At 61.9% G+C, this 19,023-nt stretch carries 21 protein-coding genes; 7 read left to right on the top strand and 14 right to left on the bottom strand.

What is annotated here, in order from left to right; translation table 11 throughout:
• Positions 1–10 precede the first annotated feature (10 nt).
• The 5 genes from HK439_RS17245 to purC form a co-directional block, all read right to left on the bottom strand.
• Positions 11–1,213: a hypothetical protein gene (locus HK439_RS17245; protein WP_190292758.1), complete on the bottom strand. Its 1,203-nt coding sequence runs from the start codon at positions 1,211–1,213 to the stop codon at positions 11–13.
• A gap of 9 nt (positions 1,214–1,222) precedes the next feature.
• On the bottom strand, positions 1,223–1,897 hold the full coding sequence (purQ, locus tag HK439_RS17240; protein WP_190292757.1) for a phosphoribosylformylglycinamidine synthase subunit PurQ: 675 nt from the start codon (positions 1,895–1,897) through the stop codon (positions 1,223–1,225).
• Between the two features lie 24 nt (positions 1,898–1,921).
• Entirely contained in the window at positions 1,922–2,050 is a 129-nt protein-coding gene (locus HK439_RS26955; RefSeq protein WP_190292756.1) for a phosphoribosylformylglycinamidine synthase-associated small membrane protein, read from the bottom strand.
• Positions 2,047–2,289: a phosphoribosylformylglycinamidine synthase subunit PurS gene (gene purS, locus HK439_RS17230; RefSeq protein WP_190292755.1), complete on the bottom strand. Its 243-nt coding sequence runs from the start codon at positions 2,287–2,289 to the stop codon at positions 2,047–2,049. Before purS ends, HK439_RS26955 begins: the two co-directional genes overlap by 4 nt.
• Before the next feature lie 172 nt (positions 2,290–2,461).
• Positions 2,462–3,259 (bottom strand): phosphoribosylaminoimidazolesuccinocarboxamide synthase, encoded by a 798-nt coding sequence (gene purC / locus HK439_RS17225; RefSeq protein ID WP_190292754.1) that lies wholly within the window; start codon positions 3,257–3,259, stop codon positions 2,462–2,464.
• Between the two features lie 273 nt (positions 3,260–3,532).
• Between purC and HK439_RS17220 the strand changes: the two genes are divergently transcribed.
• From HK439_RS17220 to HK439_RS17210, 3 genes are all read left to right on the top strand, one after another.
• Positions 3,533–3,856 (top strand): DUF1476 domain-containing protein, encoded by a 324-nt coding sequence (locus HK439_RS17220; RefSeq protein WP_190292753.1) that lies wholly within the window; start codon positions 3,533–3,535, stop codon positions 3,854–3,856.
• 159 nt (positions 3,857–4,015) lie between these two features.
• Entirely contained in the window at positions 4,016–4,783 is a 768-nt protein-coding gene (locus HK439_RS17215; protein WP_190292752.1) for an HpcH/HpaI aldolase family protein, read from the top strand.
• Between the two features lie 129 nt (positions 4,784–4,912).
• Positions 4,913–5,131 (top strand): hypothetical protein, encoded by a 219-nt coding sequence (locus HK439_RS17210; RefSeq protein ID WP_190292751.1) that lies wholly within the window; start codon positions 4,913–4,915, stop codon positions 5,129–5,131.
• A gap of 149 nt (positions 5,132–5,280) precedes the next feature.
• Here HK439_RS17210 and HK439_RS27380 read toward each other — a convergent pair whose 3' ends face one another.
• Positions 5,281–5,484, bottom strand: coding sequence for an Imm27 family immunity protein (locus HK439_RS27380; protein ID WP_190292750.1), 204 nt, complete (start codon positions 5,482–5,484; stop codon positions 5,281–5,283).
• 92 nt (positions 5,485–5,576) lie between these two features.
• Here HK439_RS27380 and HK439_RS17200 point away from each other — a divergent pair, with 92 nt between their 5' ends.
• Positions 5,577–6,140: a hypothetical protein gene (locus HK439_RS17200; protein ID WP_190292749.1), complete on the top strand. Its 564-nt coding sequence runs from the start codon at positions 5,577–5,579 to the stop codon at positions 6,138–6,140.
• A gap of 65 nt (positions 6,141–6,205) precedes the next feature.
• Here HK439_RS17200 and HK439_RS17195 read toward each other — a convergent pair whose 3' ends face one another.
• The 7 genes from HK439_RS17195 to HK439_RS17165 form a co-directional block, all read right to left on the bottom strand.
• Entirely contained in the window at positions 6,206–6,763 is a 558-nt protein-coding gene (locus tag HK439_RS17195) for an RBBP9/YdeN family alpha/beta hydrolase (protein WP_190292748.1), read from the bottom strand.
• A 371-nt stretch (positions 6,764–7,134) separates the two neighbouring features.
• On the bottom strand, positions 7,135–7,719 hold the full coding sequence (locus HK439_RS17190; RefSeq protein WP_190292747.1) for a BA14K family protein: 585 nt from the start codon (positions 7,717–7,719) through the stop codon (positions 7,135–7,137).
• A 223-nt stretch (positions 7,720–7,942) separates the two neighbouring features.
• The gene (gene purB / locus HK439_RS17185; RefSeq protein ID WP_190292746.1) at positions 7,943–9,271 is read right to left on the bottom strand and encodes an adenylosuccinate lyase; all 1,329 of its coding nucleotides are present in this window, start codon (positions 9,269–9,271) and stop codon (positions 7,943–7,945) included.
• Positions 9,272–9,346: 75 nt separating this feature from the next.
• The gene (locus tag HK439_RS17180) at positions 9,347–9,901 is read right to left on the bottom strand and encodes a hypothetical protein (RefSeq protein WP_190292745.1); all 555 of its coding nucleotides are present in this window, start codon (positions 9,899–9,901) and stop codon (positions 9,347–9,349) included.
• A gap of 55 nt (positions 9,902–9,956) precedes the next feature.
• Positions 9,957–10,628 carry a ribulose-phosphate 3-epimerase gene (rpe, locus tag HK439_RS17175; protein ID WP_190292744.1) on the bottom strand — a complete coding sequence of 224 codons (672 nt, stop codon included), beginning with the start codon at positions 10,626–10,628 and terminating at the stop codon, positions 9,957–9,959.
• 124 nt (positions 10,629–10,752) lie between these two features.
• Positions 10,753–11,496 carry a DUF2259 domain-containing protein gene (locus HK439_RS17170; RefSeq protein WP_190292743.1) on the bottom strand — a complete coding sequence of 248 codons (744 nt, stop codon included), beginning with the start codon at positions 11,494–11,496 and terminating at the stop codon, positions 10,753–10,755.
• 57 nt (positions 11,497–11,553) lie between these two features.
• Positions 11,554–12,519, bottom strand: coding sequence for a sodium:proton symporter (locus tag HK439_RS17165; protein ID WP_190292742.1), 966 nt, complete (start codon positions 12,517–12,519; stop codon positions 11,554–11,556).
• A 112-nt stretch (positions 12,520–12,631) separates the two neighbouring features.
• Between HK439_RS17165 and HK439_RS17160 the strand changes: the two genes are divergently transcribed.
• Both HK439_RS17160 and HK439_RS17155 read left to right on the top strand, forming a co-directional pair.
• Positions 12,632–13,882 carry an NAD(P)/FAD-dependent oxidoreductase gene (locus HK439_RS17160; RefSeq protein ID WP_190292741.1) on the top strand — a complete coding sequence of 417 codons (1,251 nt, stop codon included), beginning with the start codon at positions 12,632–12,634 and terminating at the stop codon, positions 13,880–13,882.
• Entirely contained in the window at positions 13,879–14,796 is a 918-nt protein-coding gene (locus HK439_RS17155) for an AEC family transporter (protein WP_190292740.1), read from the top strand. The genes HK439_RS17160 and HK439_RS17155 overlap by 4 nt, the downstream gene beginning before the upstream one ends.
• Before the next feature lie 24 nt (positions 14,797–14,820).
• Here the strand turns inward: HK439_RS17155 and HK439_RS17150 are convergent, their stop codons facing one another.
• Positions 14,821–15,300 (bottom strand): Lrp/AsnC family transcriptional regulator, encoded by a 480-nt coding sequence (locus HK439_RS17150; protein WP_190292739.1) that lies wholly within the window; start codon positions 15,298–15,300, stop codon positions 14,821–14,823.
• A gap of 149 nt (positions 15,301–15,449) precedes the next feature.
• Between HK439_RS17150 and HK439_RS17145 the strand changes: the two genes are divergently transcribed.
• Positions 15,450–18,962: an indolepyruvate ferredoxin oxidoreductase family protein gene (locus tag HK439_RS17145; RefSeq protein WP_190292738.1), complete on the top strand. Its 3,513-nt coding sequence runs from the start codon at positions 15,450–15,452 to the stop codon at positions 18,960–18,962.
• Positions 18,963–19,023: the final 61 nt, after the last annotated feature.

The raw sequence follows: 19,023 nt of genomic DNA, 5'->3' as shown, positions 1-19,023 counted from the left end.
ACGAACGCGCCTACTCGCCTTCCACAGGCGCGCCGAACACGACGATGAGCGCGCAGACCACCGAAAGCAGGAGAAAGCCGGCGGCCTGCCTTGTCTGTTTCAGCCGATAGGCGCTGATCGCGGCAACAAGGCACTGAAGGGCATAGTAGAAGGCAAAACAGCGGGAGGCGAGGGCGATCAGGGCGTAGATGTCCGTTTCCCATGTCACCAGCGCGGCGATGGCCGCTGTCAGCAGATAGGCATAGCGAATGTTGATCCGTTTGGCGCTGACGTCACGGACCAGGCCGCCGGCGCCGAGCGTATCGGCGATGGCTGCACTCGACTGGCTGGCAAGCGCCCCGACGATGATCATGATCGGCAATACGGCGGCGACCGGCGCCAGCATGTCGACGATGGCCGCGACGCCTTCAAGCTTGCTGTCGACCGAAAACAGCGGTGTCATGGCCAGGAAGAAGGCCAGATAGATGACGGCCGAAAGAAGCTGTGCCTGCTTCATGGTCCGGACCCGAAGTTCCGCAGGATAGGCGTCGCCGAGAAAGCGGGAGGTCTCGAATCCCTGCACCACGATCAGCAGGCCGAGCAGAACCGGAACATTCTTGACCTCGAAATGACCGGGTATGGTCGAGACCACGCCGGTAAAGACGTGATGGAGGGCATAGACCACCAGGGCTGCCAGCAGGCCGCCGATGACCGCAAGCTTGACCGAAACGGCGTAGATTTCCAGCTTTTCCTCCGCGCCGAACCCGCGCGACAGGCCGACGACGGCGATCAGGGCCAGACAGGCGGAGACGATCAGCTTGATCTCCGTCCCGCTCCCGATACCGAGCGGTTTCAACAGGAAGGTTGAAAACAGCACCAGGTAGTAAGCTACGGAGACGAAATAGGCGAAGGCAAGGGCTGCGTGGGAGATCCGTTCAAGCGACAGGATCGGGCGCGTGGCCTGGCCGTTGCTGAGCAGCGGTTCCACATGAAGGATGTTGTGACGGACCGCGGCGCCGACGAAATAGGCGATCGCCAGAAGCCCGGCCATCAGGGCGGTCGCCCAGGAGCCGGAAAGATCACGCAGGATCGGAACGGAAACGAGAAAACCGCTGCCGATGATCGAGGCGAGCGGTGTGGAAATGGCGCGCCAGTGGGCGGAGCCGACCAGACGCGGGTGAAACAGCAGAGCTGCGGCGACCAGCGTGACCGCGATGGCGAGACCGCCGATCATCTCACCGGCTCACGCGGTCTCAAGCGCAGATATCAGGCTTTCGAAGAGTGCGCGTCCGTCGGTGCCGCCCTGAAGCGGTTCGACCAGATTTTCCGGATGCGGCATCATGCCGAGCACGTTGCCCTTTTCATTGATGATGCCGGCAATATCGTGGATGGAGCCGTTCGGATTGGTGCCGTTCGCGTAGCGGAAGACAACCTGGCCGTTGTCTTCGATGGCCTTCAGCGTATCGGCATCGGCGAAATAGTTGCCGTCGTGATGGGCGACGGGGCAGCGCCAGACCTGGCCTTTTGCAAAGGCGTTGGAGAAACGGGTCGTGTTGTTGACCGTCTCCAGCAGGACTTCCTTGCAGACAAAATTCAGTCCGGCATTGCGCATCAGGGCGCCCGGCAGGAGGCCGGCTTCCGTCAGGATCTGGAAACCGTTGCAGACACCGAGAATGGAGACGCCGGCATTGGCCCTGGCGATCATGTCCTTCAGGATTGGCGAGCGGGCCGCAATCGCGCCGGAACGCAGGTAATCGCCATAGGAAAAGCCGCCCGGAACAATGACGAGATCGACATCGGGAAGTGTTGTTTCCGTATGCCAGACCGACAGGGGCCGGGTGCCGGTGATCAGTTCCAGGGCATGGAACATGTCACGGTCGCGGTTGGATCCCGGAAAGACGATAACGGCGGTTTTCATCAGGCTTACAGTCCCGGTTCGGTTTCAGAGCATCAGATAAACGGCAAGCGCGGACAGCGCCATCGGCAGAACGATGAAGATGGTCGCCTTCATGGCGACGAACCGCACGATCCTGACTGTGTCGTCGTTCGCGGCGCGTTGCCTGACGGTCATTCGACGATCTCGATCGCGTAGTTTTCGATCACCGTGTTGGCCAGCAGCTTCTCGCACATCTGCGCAAGGTCATCCCGTACGGCGTCCTTATTGGAGCCGGTCAGTTCGATGTCGAACACCTTGCCCTGGCGCACCGAACCGATGCCGCCGAAGCCGAGGCCGCCGAGGGCGCCTTCAATGGCCTTGCCCTGAGGATCGAGAACGCCGTTCTTCAAGGTGACGGTCACGCGTGCTTTCATGTGGGTCTACTTCCTTGCGCAAGCCGGGGGCTGACCCCGTTATTCGTTCCGGCCGCTCAATACACCAGCCCAAGCCGGCGGGAAAGGGCCGGCGGGAAAGGGCCGGCGGGAAAGGGCCGGTGGCGGCAGGACTAATATGCTCCGGCGCTTTTGGCGCCGGAGACAGAAGGATTTACTTTACCAGGGTCGGGCCGGAAGGGGCCGGGCGTTCCTCGTTGCCGTTGAGGATGCTGAGGCGCTTGGCGACTTCCTGGTAGGCTTCCAGCATGCCGCCCATGTCGCGGCGGAACCGGTCCTTGTCCATCTTGTCGTTGGTCACGGTGTCCCACAGCCGGCAGCTGTCGGGCGAGATCTCGTCGGCGACGACGATGCGCATCATGTCGCCTTCGAACAGGCGGCCGCATTCGATCTTGAAGTCGACCAGACGGATGCCGACGCCCAGGAACAGGCCGCACAGGAAGTCGTTGACGCGGATGGCGAGCGCCATGATGTCGTCAAGCTCCTGCGGGGTGGCCCAGCCGAAGGCGGTGATGTGTTCTTCCGACACCATCGGATCGTCGAGTTCGTCGTTCTTGTAGTAGAACTCGATGATCGACCGGGGCAGCTGGGTGCCTTCTTCAAGGCCGAGGCGCTTGGAGATGGAGCCTGCGGCAACATTGCGCACCACGACTTCCAGCGGAATGATTTCCACTTCGCGGATCAACTGCTCGCGCATGTTGAGGCGGCGGATGAAGTGGGTCGGAATGCCGATCGCATTCAGGTTGTTGAAGATGAACTCGGAAATCCGGTTGTTCAACACGCCCTTGCCATCGACAATTTCGTGTTTCTTGGCGTTGAAGGCGGTGGCATCGTCCTTGAAATGCTGGATCAGCGTTCCAGGCTCCGGGCCTTCGTACAGGATCTTGGCCTTGCCTTCATAGATTCGGCGGCGGCGGTTCATTGGCAGGTACCGTGTGTTTCGAAAATCCATTGAACGGGGTCTTACTCGCGTTTGTGTTTTTCCTCCCCAGCCTCAGCGATAGATCAGTGCCGAGAGGAAACGACCCGCATTAGCGGCGCGGAACTTAACCGAACGGAGCCGAAAGTACAATCAAAGACAGCGAAGCTTTTACGCCTTCCCTCATCCATTTGGGGCACAGCGCTGATCTTGCGTTGATTTGGGCCGCTTGCGAGGATATGGAAAGGGCCAGTTCGATCCTATATTCAGGTCGTAGAGGCGATCCGCAGTTCAGGAGACACCAGGATGAGCACATTCGACAAGCGCGAAGAAGGTTTTGAGAACAAGTTCGCGCATGACGAGGAGCTGAGGTTCAAGGCAAGCGCCCGGCGTAACAAGTTGCTTGGCCTATGGGCTGCCGAAGCCCTCGGTTTGGAAGGCGATGAGGCACAGGAATATGCCAAGGGCGTGGTCCGGGCCGATTTCGAGGAGCCGGGGGACGAGGATGTCTTCCGCAAGATCCGCGCGGATTTCGATGCGGGCAATGTCGACCAGTCCGACCATCAGATTCGCCGCACCATGGACGAACTGATGCACAAGGCCGTCGAGCAGATCAGAACCGAAGGCTGATCCGGTCTTTTTCAACGGTTTTCATGGAACCCCCGCCGTTTCGGCGGGGGTTTTCCTTTTTCCGAACCGAGGGCGACGGTTTTTCCGAAAACCGGTCTTGCGCAGAGGCGGGTCCGGGGATTTCATGTCGCCTGATTTCGACCACTAAAGGACCGTCCGATGACCTCCCCCAAGAGCCTTGCCGCCAAACTTCGCGCCGATGAGAGCATCGTGACCGCCTGGGCGTCGCTCGCCGTGCCGATCCTGGCCGAATTGCTCGGCCGCAGCGGCTATCCGGCCGTCACCTTCGACATGCAGCACGGCCAGCACGATTTCGGCGCCGTGCGCGAAGGGTTGTCGTTCCTCTCCCTGACCGATGCCCACAAGATCGTCCGCATCCCGGTCGGCGAGATGTCGACCGCCAGCCGGGCGCTGGATATCGGTGCGGAATGCGTGATCGCGCCGATGATCAACTCCGTGGAGGATGCGCGGGCCTTCGCCGACGCGATGAAGTATCCGCCGGTCGGCAAGCGCAGCTGGGGACCGCACCGGGCGGCCATGCTAAACGGTCAGGCCCTGCCGGATTATCTGGCAAGCGCCAACAACGAGACCGTGGCGCTGGCCATGATCGAGACGCCGGAAGCGATTGCCGCGCTCGACGATATCCTGGACGTGCCCGGCATCGACGGCATCTTCGTCGGGCCGAGCGACATGTCGCTCACCCTGTCGAACGGGGCAAAGCTGGATCCGAACGGGGAAAAGACCATCGAGGTCTGTGCGGAGCTGGCCGAGCGCACACGGGCCAAGGGCAAGATTGCCGGAATTTTCTGCATGAGCCCGGAGCGGGTGCACGAATCGCGCAAGCAGGGCTACCGGCTGATGGCCTACGGCTTTGACGTGTCCCTGTTCATGGGGGCCGCAACGGCTGCGATCGACGCCTGCCGTTGATATCGGTCAAAGCCGGACGCAGGGTAATTTGCAAGGATCCACAAGCATTGCGGCAAGGAACGGGCTGGGGCGCCCGGGCGGGTTGCGGAGCTGCTGATTTCCATTCGGGAAGGAAATGGAGACAGCTTCATGTGGAAACTTGGTATTATCCTTTTCATCATTGTCGGGCCGACGCTCGCCGGTATCGGGGCGCTGATCCCTCTGACGATCCACGGCGTGAATGAAATCAACCCGCTGCTTCTGGCCGGATGCGCGATCGTCGGTGCGGTGATCGCCATTCCCGTCAGCCTGTTCCTCGGCAAGAAGATCAACGACCTGATTTCATCGAAGGGCGGTGTGACCGCCTGAGGCGGGGTCGGACGTTTCTGCAAGAATTGCGGCCGCACGGCGAGGAAACCCGTGGGGCCGGTCATATGGCTATTTTCCCGGCGTGAACTTACCCCGAACCTGTGGGCCCAGGAGCTACCTCGCCATGAGGAAAGGAAAGCGTCGACCCTTCATGTCCGGTTGCTCTTGAGGCGCAATCTGGGAGGGCCGCCACCCTGATGTTCCGAATTCGGATAGTCCAGGATCCAAACCTCTCCTGTGCGCGGGTCAACATATTCGGTTACCCAGCTATCGGAAACGACGCGGGTTTTACGTAATTCCCGGGCAAATGCGAGCGCTTCCGAACCGAAATATTCCTGTTTGGAAGTTCGCATGAATTTCTCCGTAACCGCAAAATCCGCTGCCGGTCGGTTCGCTCGGAACAAGCTTTTAACACTCAGGAAGATCGGAGGAAATCTCTGCCCCAATGAAGTGCGTGAAAAAAAATCCTGCTCCCATTGATTGCGGCGAGACCTTGAAATATCTAGTCTATTCAGCCAATTCGATCGTCGTAAAATTCAGGCTTTTCATGAAATTTTCTATTTTTCTGGCCGCAATGGTCGCGGTCGTTCTTGCCGGTTGCCAATCCAAGGTGTCGGACCAGATGTCGGATATGACTGGCAGGCGCTCATTCATGCTGCCCCTGAACGCCACCATTCCTTACGACAAGGAGCCGGAGATTTACGAGGCCTACAAGAAAGCCTTCAAATGCTGGGCTGACGGACCTCACAACGATCAAGGGTTCGTGTTGAAGAAAATCTGGATGGCAGATGATGGCGGGATACTCAAAGCGTTTTTCGTCTACCCATCCGATCCCGACAAAGAGGCCATCGTGTTCAGGCTGACGATGATGGGGCGCTGGTCCGGCGGCCTTTCACTCGTTGCCGAGGGACCGGAGCGAGACAGTGCTTTTTCGAAGTACATCTTCAGCCAGCATAGTGGCCGTCATATCACTCTGTGCAATGCCGGTACTTTGTCCGTTCGGCGATAAGGCAGACCGGCTGACATTTTTGAGTTCGGGCTTCGTCTCGCCGGATATTGGCTGACGCTTTCGTATTACCCCAGCCGCTTCATGAAATAGGCAAACGACATCATGCCTTCCGGCCAGGGACCGCGGCCGCTTTCCAGGTTGATGTGGCCGGCTTCGCCGGCATCCTGGAACGTGGCGCCCCAGGCCTTTGCCAGCTCTTCGGCCCGTGCGTAGGCGCAATGCGGGTCGGTGCGGCTTGCAACCACATGGGCTGGAAACGGCAGCGGGGCGCGGGGCAGGGGCACGAAGTTGCCGGTGTCGAAGGCCGGTTTCGGCGCGTCCCGTTCCAGATCGGTCGGGGCAACCAGGAAGGCGCCGCGGACCTTGTCCTTCGGCAGGGCGTGGGCCGCATGGGCGATCAGGATGCAGCCAAGCGAATGGCCCACCAGGACGACGGGACGGGTGGTCTTCTCAAGGCGCTTTTCCAGCGCGTCCTGCCAGACCTTGCGCACCGGCTGAAACCAGTTCTTCTGTTCCACGACCCAGGCATTGGCCATCTTGGCCTGCCAGCGCATCATCCAGTGTCCGGACGGCGTGTCGCCGTAGCCCGGAACGAGCAGGATATCGGTGTCGGAAATTTTCACGTTCGGACCTAATTTGTTTGTCTCTCCCGCTGTCTTGGCGCAAGTGGAAAAGCCGTGTCAACTGCAACTTTCCTCAAGTGTCATTGCCCGGCGAAGTCCGGGCAATCTACTCGCCTGTCCGTTTGCCGGAGAGATGTGAGAGAGCGTAGACAGGTTTCTTTCCCCTCTTTCCCGGCATGTGGCGAGGTGGATTGGATCACCCGGACTTCGCCGTGTGATGACGGCAGAATGTGGGGTAAGGCCGCCGGTTCCAATCCACCTTTGTTGCTGGTCGAATAACAGGGTAGATGACGAAATCAGTCTTTATCATCATGCCAAAATGGCGGCCCGGGGCCGCCATCTGAAAAAACAACACTTCGCTCCCGGCGCGATTACGGCCAGTACGGCGACCGGCAGGCCTTGCGCGGCCCGTGATAGGGCTGGAAGGTGTTGTCGTAGGCCCGGTAGGACCGGTATTTGCGGTAGCACCAGTTGTAATGGGCCTGGCTCAGGCCGCGCGACGGGTAAGACGGGTAGTAATAGCCCGGGCCGATAATCGTGCCGAAGGTGAAGGCTCCGAGCGGGAACCACCAACCGTTATATTGCCGGTACCCGCGCCTCGGGTGGCGATAGCCGCGGTGGCCGTTGTAGTAGGTATGACCGTTGTGCCGGTAAAATCCCCTGTTCGATCGGTGATGCCTTTGGGAGCGGTCGACCCTTTGGGAGCGGTTGGTCCGTCCTTGATGTCCATAGCTATCAGGCGGTTCATACCGCTCCTTGTAGCTGCGCGGGTAAATCCATTTCGGGTTCGCGGGGATCTCGTTCTGGACCCTGATGACGTTTCCGCCGAGGTCTTCCGTGATCGGCGGGTTGGTCCGCGGGAGCGGCAGCGCCTGCGCCGGGCCGGCGAAACCGGTGAAGGCGGTCGCTGCGGCAAGACAGCCGGCAAAGCCGGCATTCAGGATTTTAAGAAGCATGACTGTCCTCCGGTCATGGGCCCCACAGACCTGGTTTGTAGAGGACATTGTTGCGGGAAATGAGGCGGACTTGTCTTTGACCTGGAACAAACATCCGTGGTCAGGGCAGGGGCCGGCCCAGTCGGGCCGTCCCATCCGTCTGGCCTTGCGGGCGGCCATGTCCCGGTCATAGTGCACAAGTTTCGCCCCAAAGGGCCGCCCGGATCCGGTCTTTGCCGTCCGTTCAGCTTTCGCCGAACACGCGCTTGAAGATCACGTCGACGTTCTTGGTGTGGTAGCCAAGGTCGAAGCGGTCGCGGATGTCATCTTCCGACAGGTACTTGCGAACGTCCTGGTCGTTGAGCAACTCGGTCAGGAAGTCGACGCCGGCGGAACCGGAGACCTGGTAGCTTTCCCAGACCTTCATGGCGTTGCGCTGGACGAGGCGGTAGGCGTCCTCGCGCGAACAGCCGGCCTGGGTCAGCGCCAGCAGGATGCGCTGCGAGTGCACCAGACCGCCGAGACGATCCATGTTGCCCATCATCCGTTCCGGATAAACCAGAAGCTTGTCGATGACGCCGGTGAGGCGGGCCAGCGCGAAGTCGAGGGTGACGGTCGTGTCCGGGCCGATCATGCGTTCCACGGAGGAGTGCGAGATATCGCGCTCGTGCCACAAGGCGACGTTTTCCATGGCCGGGGTCACCGCCATGCGCACCAGACGGGACAGACCGGTCAGGTTCTCCGTCAGCACCGGGTTGCGCTTGTGCGGCATCGCCGAGGAGCCTTTCTGGCCGGGAGAGAAATACTCTTCGGCTTCCAGAACCTCGGTGCGCTGCAGATGGCGGATTTCGACTGCGACGCGCTCGATCGACGAGGCGATGACACCGAGGGTCGCGAAATACATGGCATGGCGGTCACGCGGGATGACCTGGGTCGATACAGGTTCCGCCGTCAGGCCCATCGCCTTGGCGACATGTTCTTCCACGCGCGGGTCGATGTTGGCGAAGGTGCCTACGGCGCCGGAGATGGCGCAGGTGGCGATTTCCTCGCGGGCATTGACCAGGCGGGTGCGGCAGCGGTCGAATTCGGCATAGGCTTCCGCCATCTTCAGGCCGAAGGTGACCGGTTCGGCGTGGATGCCGTGGGAGCGGCCAATGGTGACCGTGTCCTTGTGCTCGAAGGCCCGGCGCTTGATGGCGGCAAGCAGGGCGTCCATGTCGGCGAGCAGAATGTCGGTCGCCCTGACGAGCTGGACGTTGAAGCAGGTGTCGAGAACGTCCGAGGAGGTCATGCCCTGGTGGACGAAGCGGGCGTCCGGGCCGACGATTTCCGCCAGATGGGTCAGGAAGGCGATGACGTCGTGTTTGGTTTCGCGCTCGATCTCGTCGATCCGGTCGATATCGAAGGTGGCCGGGCCGCCCTTGTCCCAGATGGTCTTGGCGGCCTCTTTCGGGATCACGCCCAGTTCGGCAAGCGCATCGCAGGCATGTGCCTCGATTTCGAACCAGATGCGGAATTTGGATTCAGGCGACCAGATGGCGACCATGTCCGGTCGCGAATAGCGCGGGATCATCGAGCGTCCTCGTTTTCAGAAAATCTGGCTGCCGTTTAGCAGACGCCTTGCCGTCACTCAATGGAGAGCCGCGATTTATTGCCGTTTGCGCTCGATCGGCGCTGTCGCATAGTCCCAGGCTGCGGCGAGCGCGAGCGGCAGGCCCCAGGGCAGGAGCAGCATCGCGCTTTCGATCATGAAGATGTAGACCGCGTTTGCGCCGGTCATGATCATCTCGATGGCCCAGTGGACCGTCAGGATGTCGCTGTGGGTCATGGAATAGTAGCTGCGGAACTGCAGGAAGTGGAAAAAGGCGGTCATGCCGACCGTGCCGGTGATCAGGCCGAAGAACATGGCGGCAAAGCGCGCGCTCTGCTGCGGACGGAACCGGCTGAGGAACGCGGCCAGGGCCCGGGCGAACAGGGCGCCGGCGAAGGAGCCGAGCGCGAACAGGATCACGACGGCGGTCGTCCGGGCGGTCATTCCCTGATTGGCGAGGGCGAGCTCGATCGTGACGAGGCCGGTGATCAGCAGGGCCCAGACCAGAGAGAACCCGAGGGCCCTGACCGGGAGCCACCGGTTTTCAGGCAGGGTCCGGATGCCGGATTTCAATGAGGCCGGGCTGACCACGTGCTTTCTGTCTCCTGACATTTGACACGGGACCGTGACAGCAAAGGGTTGAGAAAGGGTGTCAGCGGCAGCGGCTTCACGCCTCTTCCGCGGCCTTGCGGATGGCGGAGATGTTGGCGGCGTAGCTGTCCACCGAGCCGCCCTTGAAGACGGCGGAGCCGGCGACGAGCACATTGGCGCCGGCGGCAGAAACCAGCGGCGCGGTTTCCGGGGTGATGCCGCCGTCGATCTCGATGTCGATCGGCCGGTCGCCGATCATCGCCTTGATCCGGGCCGTCTTTTCCACCATGGCCTGGATGAACTTCTGGCCGCCGAAGCCCGGGTTGACGGTCATGATCAGGATCAGGTCGAGCCGGTCGAGCACGTATTCCAGGACGTTTTCCGGGGTTGCCGGGTTGAGCGAGACGCCGGCCTTCTTGCCGAGCGCGCGGATCGCCTGCAGCGAGCGGTCCAGGTGGGGGCTTGCTTCCGCATGGACGGTGATGATGTCGGACCCGGCCTTGGCGAAGGCTTCCAGGTAAGGGTCGCACGGCTCGATCATCAGATGGGTGTCGAACACCTTGTCCGTGTGCGGGCGCAGCGCCTTGATCACGTCCGGGCCGAAGGTGATGTTGGGCACGAAATGGCCGTCCATGACATCGAGATGGATCCAGTCCGCTCCCGCCTCGACGACGTCACGGACTTCCTGGCCGAGCTTGGAAAAGTCGGAGGCGAGGATCGAGGGGGCGATGGTGATGTGACGGGTCATTTCCGGCTCCAGGAAAAGGCCGGGCGCCAAGTGTGGCGCCCATAGCAATTTGGCTCAGCCGGGCGGCTATCACGCTATCCCGGCCGGAGCAAGTAGCTGACCCGGCCTGACACCGGAGATCGGGTCAAAACCGCCCGGTTATCGCCAGATAACGGCCGTCAGGACCTTCGAAGCCGTGGGTCTGCATGAGAATCAGGGCCGCAAAGACCGGCGGTCCCGCATCCGGATAACGGGTGATCACCCGTTCGATCCGGTAGGACAGCGGACAGCCCCGGCTCTCGGGGAGGTCGTTGTCGTCGTTCAGGACCCTGGCCATTCCCTGGTAGAGCATGGTCAGCCGGAAGCCGCGGGTCTGCGCGCCGTAGCCGGCGCATTTGTCTGAGGCCAGCGGGTATTCCTCGATGGAAAACTCCATCGGGTCGTCGAACGCCGGGACAACCTTGCGCGGATTGACGACCATGAGATGCGGATCCGCGCTCACTTCGGTCACCGGATTGTCGCCGACCGTCTGTCCGGAATAATCGATACCGTCCAGCAGGCCGGAATCGCTCGCCGCCTGTATTGCCACATGCCGCGTATCATCCAGCATCACGTCCGGATCGGCGCCTTCCGGCACATCCTTTTCGACGAACTTGAAGGGCGAGGGTTTCACCCAGCTGTCTTTCTGGACGTCGATGACGAAGACTTCCGAATAGGGGAAGCCGGATCCGTCCTGGATGCCATATTGCTCGAAGGCGAAACGCCGGCCGTCCTTGGAAAAACCGATAATGCTGAGATCCGCAAAATCGCCGGCATGGACCGAGGAGACCAGGATAGCGGCGAGCAAGGTGCCGGAAACGGCGGCGCAGGCCCGACTGAAAATTCTCATAAACCAAACTCCTGTGTGCCCAGGACGGGGGCACGTTACGCATAATTTCCCCGGATGTCAGGTGGTCTTTGGCGGATGGCTCTCCGAATACCACTGCCCGAAGGGCTTGAGCATCAGCGGCAGCATGTAGATCGGCAACTGGCCGAGCGCGAACCAGAGCCATGTGAACTCCGGAACCGTGCCGCCAAGGGCCGCGACCATCAGCCCCAGGTTCCGGTTTCCCGCAGAATGGGCGATCACGAAGGCATCGGCGCGCGAGGCCGGCTGGAACACCAGCAGGGTGAGGCCGATCTGGGCGAAGGCGACAACGAAAGTGAGGCCCGCGATCGCAAAGGTGTAGAGCGGACGGTCGGCGAAGGTGGCTGCCACATTGTCCATGGCCGCGACCGCGAAAAAGAACAGGATCAGCACGTTCAGCCCGTCGATCTGGGACTTGTAGCCGACGATCCGCTCTCGACCGGTGACGAGGCGGATGAGCGAGGCGACCACAAACGCGCCGCCGAGCAGGAGAAACAGCCGGAGAGCAAGGTCCGGCGCGCTGATCGGCAGGACACCGTTCAGGATCAGGCCGCCCATCAGAGGGGCCGTGGCCGGTGTCATCAGCACGCAGGCGATCAGCACCGTGAGGCTGAGGGCGCCGTCGAGGCCCATCAGGTAGATGAAGGCGGGCGCGGACATGACGGAAGGGGCGGCGGTCACGATGAAGATGGCGAGCGTGAATTCCGGGCCGATGCCGGTCAGCCCGAAGGCCTTTAGCAGCAAAACGGCGATCGCCGGCAGTCCGAGCATCATCCAGGCGCCGGCGGCAAGCAGCAGGACAGGGCGTTTCATCCGGCTGCGGACGGCGACCGGATCGACGCGCAGGAAGGCAAGCACCAGCAGTACGAAGACGGTGTGAGACAGCCAGGGCCGGGCATAGGCGGACCAGGACGGCAGCGCCATGCCCACGAACAGGCTGGCCGCGACGGCCACGGTTCCGCGCCGTCCCAGCCATCCGAGGGCTTCCAGGGGTAGTCTCAGCATACGGGGTTTGTCCTCTCCGGGGAGCATAAAGGTATGTCCCCGTCGCCAAAGAATATGGTTTTTCCGATTTTTAAGGTATGAGCGGAAAGGGAGAAAAATCCAAGAGGCGGTTTTGCATCAGGTCGATGTCATTGTGCTCGGTGCCGGGATTGCGGGCGTGTCCACCGCGGCTCATCTGCGTCAGCGCGGCCTCGATGTTGCTTTGATCGACCGGCGGCATCCCGGCGAAGAGACCTCCTTCGGCAATGCCGGCATCGTCCAGCGCAGCGGTTTCTGCCCGTTTCCGTTTCCGACCGACCCGGCGGCCCTGTTCGACATCGCGCTGAAGCAGTCCACGGCGGTGACCTATGATCTTGGAACCCTGATCCGCCTGGTTCCGTGGCTTTACCGCTACCACCGCTTCGCCAATACGGCGCTGGCCGTGCAGGATTATGCCAAGGCCATGGCGCCGCTCAAGGCGCTGGCTTTGGGCGAGCACAAGGCGCTGGCGAAAAAGGCGAATGCGGAGCGTTTCTACCGCAAGAGCGGCTGGCTTCACGTCTACCGGTCGGCAAAGGGGGCGGCGGCCGGCGAGGCGGAGCGCCATTTCGCCCGGATCTACGGCGTGGAGTACCAGGAGTTCAGCGGCGGCGACATCAATGCCGTGGAGCCGGGCCTGATCACCGACGGGCTGTTCGGGGTCTACTGGCCGGAAAGCGAATCGGTGTCCAACCCGGCGGCGGTGACCGATGCCGTCTGGCGCAGCTTCATCCAGGACGGCGGCCGGTTCTTTTCCGGAAACGCCCTTGAACTGGAGCGCAAGAGAAACGGCTGGCACTTGCGTGCCGAACGCAGCGATATCAGGGCGGGCCAGGCGGTCGTCGCCCTTGGTCCCTGGTCCGGCGATTTCCTGAAGAAAATGGGAGAGAGCTATCCGCTTGCGGTCAAACGCGGTTATCACTCCCATTTCCGTCCGGCTTCCGGCGCCTCCCTGTCCCGGCCCGTTGTCGATGTCGAGCACGGTTTCGTCCTGACACCGATGGAACGGGGGATCCGGCTGACGACCGGGGTCGAGTTCGCCGACCGCGACGCGCCGCCGTCGCCGGGGCTGATCAAGATGGCCCGAAAGCGGGCGGAGGAGATTTTTCCCCTCGGGCGCCAGATCGACAACGAACCCTGGCTCGGCAGCCGGCTCTGCCTGCCGGATTCCCTGCCCGTCGTCGGCCCGTCGCCTGAAAATCCCGGTCTCTGGTATAATTTCGGTCACGGACACGAGGGATTCACGCTCGGTCCGGTGACGGCGCGGATCCTGGCGGAGCTGATGACCGGCGCGAAGCCATGCGCGGATGCGAGCCCGCTTTCGCCCCTGAGGTTTATTGCATGAGCCTCATTCTGGCTGCTCTGCAGACCGCGATCCTGCCGGTCTTCGCAGCACTTGCCCTCGGGCTCGGACTTGGATGGCGCGGCGTTCTCACCCGGGCGGATGCCACGTCGATCAACAAGTTCGTCATCCTGGCGGCACTGCCGGCACTTCTGTTCGGCCTGGTCGCCAGGGCCCCGCTTGCCCAATTCGATCTCAAGATCGTCCTGATCTATCTCCTGAGCGAAGTCCTGATGTACGGGCTCGGGTTTGTTGTCGCCTGGCGTTTCTTCAAACGCCCCGTCCTGGAAGCCCTGCTGATCGGCATGGCGTGCTGTTTCGCCAACCATGTCTTCTTCGTCTTTCCCATTGCCCAGGTGGCGATCGGTCCGAACGCGGCCCTGCCCGTTGCCGCGGTCATGGCCGTCGATGCGGTGGTGCTTTACGGGACGACAATCCTGCTTCTGGACGTGGTCAGCGCCGGCAGCGGGTCTCTGGTCAGGATCGCGAAACAGATCGGCAGCAATCCACTGATTCTTTCCCTGGCGGCCGGCGTCCTGGTAAATTTTTCCGGACTGCAGCTGCATGAGGGACTGATCCGTTACGTGGATTTCGTCGGCGCCGCGACGGCGCCGTCAGCCCTGTTTGCGCTGGGCGTGATGCTGTCCGCGGTTTCCCTGAAGCGGATCGAAGGCGCCGTGGCAATGGCAGCCCTCTTCAAGATCCTTGTACATCCACTTGTCTATTCCGCGATCGTTCTTCTTGCCGGCGGCAGCGATCCGGTCTGGCAGAACTCGGTGCTTCTGGTCGCCGCCGGTCCCTGCGGCGCCATGCCGTTTGTCCTGGCATTGCGCTATGGCATCGATCCGACGGTGATCATGAAGGCCATCCTGCTGTCGACGGTCACGTCCGTTTTCACACTTGCCTTCTTGCTGTGAAACGGCCGCAGGGCCGCCGTGCGATCAGCTTTCGCGCAGGGGGAGGGCGACGGTCTCTTTCACCGTGCTGACCACGATTCGCGACTGCACGTCGGAGACGAGCGTGTTGTCGAGCAGCTTGAGCCGCAGGAAATTGTCGTAGGTTTTGATATCGTCGGTGATGACCTTGATCAGGTAGTCGACGGCGCCGGTGATGCGTTCGCAGGTAACCACTTCCGGCCAGTTGTGAACCAGGCGGTCGAACGTTTCCATGTTTTCCCGGCTGGGAACCGCCAGTTTCACGAAGGAATAGGCGACAAATCCCAGACCGACCGATTCCCGGTCGATGATTGCCGTGATTTGCCGAATAATACCTTGTTCCTTTAACTTCTTGATTCGACGCCAGCATGGTGTCTGACTCATACCCGCTTCCTTCGCGATCTCGGCGATGGAGAGGGAGGCGTCGCGCTGAAGGGCCTTGAGGACTCGGATGTCGGACGGATCGAGAAGATAATGTTCGGTCATCGGCGCTTTTGGGAATAAATACGCGTTTCTTCGTGGATTAAGGGTCACGATAGCACAGAAATTGTCATCGAAAAGGATGATATTATCCTCAGCGACGCCGAAGTCCGGACGGGGCTGCGGACGAGGCTACCGGTTAGGAGGAAAAACGGATGAATGTTTATGTGCCGACAGTCACGCTTGACGACAAATATGTCGCCACGAGTGGCCAGGTTTATCTGACAGGCATACAGGCACTGGTCCGTCTGACCCTGGACCAGGCGCGGTTCGACCGAAAGGCCGGGCTGAAAACCGGCGGTTTTATCTCCGGTTATCGCGGATCGCCGCTCGGCGGCTATGACACCGAACTGGAGCGCGCGCACCGCCTTCTTGAGCCCAACAACATCGTCTTCCAGCCCGGCGTGAACGAGGAACTCGGGGCGACCGCCGTTTTCGGCAGCCAGAAGCTCCATGGTCCGGGCCGGCACTCCGACTATGACGGCGTGTTCGGGATCTGGTACGGCAAGGCGCCCGGCGTCGACCGGGCGGGAGATGCGCTGAAACAGGCGAATGCCGCCGGCACCCACCGTCACGGCGGTGTCCTGGCGCTGGCCGGCGACGACCATCTGGCCAAATCCTCCGTCCTCCCGGGGCAGAGCGAGTTCATGTTCGAGCACATGGAAATGCCGGTGCTCAATCCGTCCGACATTCAGGACGTTCTCGATTTCGGTCTCCACGGTCTTTCAATGTCGCGGTTTTCCGCACTGTGGTCGGCGCTGATCTGTGTCGCCGATACGATGGACGCCTCGGCGACGATCAACGTTTCCGACGACCGGTTGAGCTTCGTGCTCCCGGAAGAGAGCGATCCGCGCAAGGACTATCACCAGAACCGCGATCTTCTTCTGGCCAACCGCCTGGAAACCGAGCGCCTGCAGCGCGAATTGCGCCTGCCGGCGGCACAGGCCTATGTGCGTGCCAACCGGCTCGACCGGGCAACCTTCGGCGCCACGTCCCGCGTGCGGCTTGGTCTGGTCGCCACCGGCAAGGCCTACCGGGACCTGCGTCAGGCCCTGGACCTGATCGGGCTGACCGAGGAACGTGCGCGGGAAATCGGTCTGGCCGTCTACAAGGTCGCCATGCCCTGGCCGCTGGAGCCGGAAGGCCTGGGCGAATTTGCCCGGGGCGCGGAGCGCCTGCTGGTCGTGGAGCACAAGCGCGCCTTCCTGGAACCCCAGGTCAAGGAAGCGCTCTATCACTGGCCCGCATCGGACCGTCCGGAGATCTGGGGCAAGCGCCGTCCGAACGGCGCGCCGTTCCTGTCCGACGTTCTGGAACTCTCCATTGCCGAGATCATCCAGGCCCTGATTTCCTGGCTGCCGAAAGAGGTGGTCACGGATCAGATGCACCAGGTGGCCGACCGCATGAACAAGCAGGTCATGTGGGCGCAGGGTCATGCCGAACGGGCCGTCCGTTCCCCTTATTTCTGTTCCGGATGCCCGCATTCGACATCCACCGTCGCGCCGGAAGGCGCCCGGGTCATGCCGGGGATCGGCTGTCACGCCATGGTGGAAATCGCCGGCCGGACGCAGGAAGGCCAGATCGCCATGGGAGCCGAAGGCATCCTCTGGATAGGGCAGAAGGACTTTTCCAACGACAAGCATGTCTTCGCCAATCTCGGCGACGGCACCTATTTCCATTCCGGCTATATGGCAATCCGTCAGGCGGTCGCCGCCAACACCCCGATCACCTACAAGATCCTGTTCAACGATGCGGTCGCCATGACCGGCGGCCAGCCGGTCGACGGACAGCTGACCGTGCCGCAGATCACCCAGCAGATGGCGGCGGAAGGGGTTCAGCGCATCGAGGTGGTCAGCGAAAATCCGGATCACTACGGCTCCTGGAGCAACCTTGCTCCCGGCGCAAACGTGCATCACCGCGATCACCTGATGGAAATCCAGAAGGATCTGCAGACTTATCCGGGCGTGTCCGTCATCATCTACGACCAGACCTGTGCGGCGGAAAAGCGCCGCCGGCGCAAGCGCGGCCTGATGGAGGATCCGGACAAGCGGCTCTTTATCAACGACCGGGTGTGCGAGGGCTGCGGCGACTGTTCCGTTCAGTCGAACTGCCTGTCGGTCGAACCGCTGGCGACGCCTTACGGCGAAAAGCGCCAGATCAACCAGTCGAGCTGCAACAAGGATTTCTCCTGCGTGAAGGGGTTCTGCCCGTCCTTCGTCGAAATCGAAGGGGCGGCCCTGCGCAAGGCGGAAAAGGCGGACGTCGATATCGACCGGATCCTGGAAACCCTGCCCATGCCGGAACTGGCCGGCCTGGAGCGCACGGTCAACCTGCTGGTTGCCGGCATCGGCGGCATGGGGGTGACCACGGTCAGCGCCATTCTCGCGATGGCCGCGCATCTGGACGGCAAGCATGCCTCCACGCTGGACATGACCGGCCTTGCGCAGAAGGGAGGTCCCGTGACCTCCCACGTCCGGTTTGCGGCCGGTGACAAGACCATCGAGGGACCGCGCGTGCCGACGGCCAGCCTCGATGTGCTGCTGGCAAGCGATATGGTCGTGGCGACCAACGCGGAACAGCTCGGCATGGCCAACCGTGAGACGACCAGGGCCTTTGCCAATACGCGGGTCGCGCCCACGGCGGAATTCGTCATGCGGCAGACGCTGTCCTTCGACGAGATCCGCATGGATGCGTCGCTCAAGGAAGCCTCGAGCGCCTATCTCGGGATGGATGCGGCCGGCATTGCCGAAAAGCTTCTGGGCGATGCCATCTATGCCAACATGATCCTGGTGGGCATGGCCTTCCAGTCCGGCGCGCTGCCGATTTCGGCCGAGGCCATCGAGGGCGCGCTGCGCCTGAACAAGGCCGCCGTGGACGCAAATATCCAGGCCTTCCGGGCCGGCCGTATCCTGGCCGCTTCGCCGGAACTCATCCTCGAGCACCTGCCGAAGGACGTGGCGGCACCCAAGCTGAGCCTGGACGAACAGATCGAGGCCTATGCGAAAGAACTGACCGCCTATCAGAACGCCGGCTACGCACAACGCTTCAAGACCGCGATCGCGAAGGTTCGCGAAGCTGACGAGGCCAAGGGGCCGGGCACCTTGCGGCTGACGGCAACGGCAGCCGACATGCTCTACAAGGTCATGGCCTACAAGGACGAATACGAGGTCGCGCGGCTCTACTCCGATCCGGCCTTCAAGCGGAAGGTGGCGGAGCGGTTCGAGAACCCGCGCAAACTGAAGGTCCATCTGGCCCCGCCGCTGATCGCCCATCACAAGGATGCGCGCACCGGACGGCCGGAAAAGATCGCCTTCGGTCCGTGGATCTTTACCGCCTTCAAGCTCCTGTCCGCGTTCAAGGGCATTCGCGGCAAGTGGTACGATCCGTTCGCACGAACCGCGGAACGCAAGGCCGAACGCAAGCTCGTGCAGCAGTACACCGAGGATCTGGCCACGATCGCCAACCGGCTGGAGACGGCAAACTACGGCCTTCTGGTCGAACTTGCCCGCGTGCCGGACATGGTCCGCGGCTTCGGTCCGGTGAAGGACGCCAATATGGCCAAGGCTGCGGAAAAGCGGGCGACCCTGCTCGACCGGCTGAAGAGCGGCTCCGGCGGCGGCAACGATGGCGACAGCGACCAGAAGGACTATCTGGAAGCCGCCGAGTAAGAACCCGGTAAATTTGAAAACGGGCCGGTGCTGCAAAGCGCCGGCCCGTTTGTTTGACGAG

Origin of the sequence: Roseibium aggregatum (assembly GCF_014692675.1) — a bacterium.
GTDB lineage: Bacteria > Pseudomonadota > Alphaproteobacteria > Rhizobiales > Stappiaceae > Roseibium > Roseibium aggregatum_C.
The sequence above is the reverse complement of the archived record's forward strand: the minus strand, read 5'-3'. Positions and strand labels throughout refer to the sequence as shown.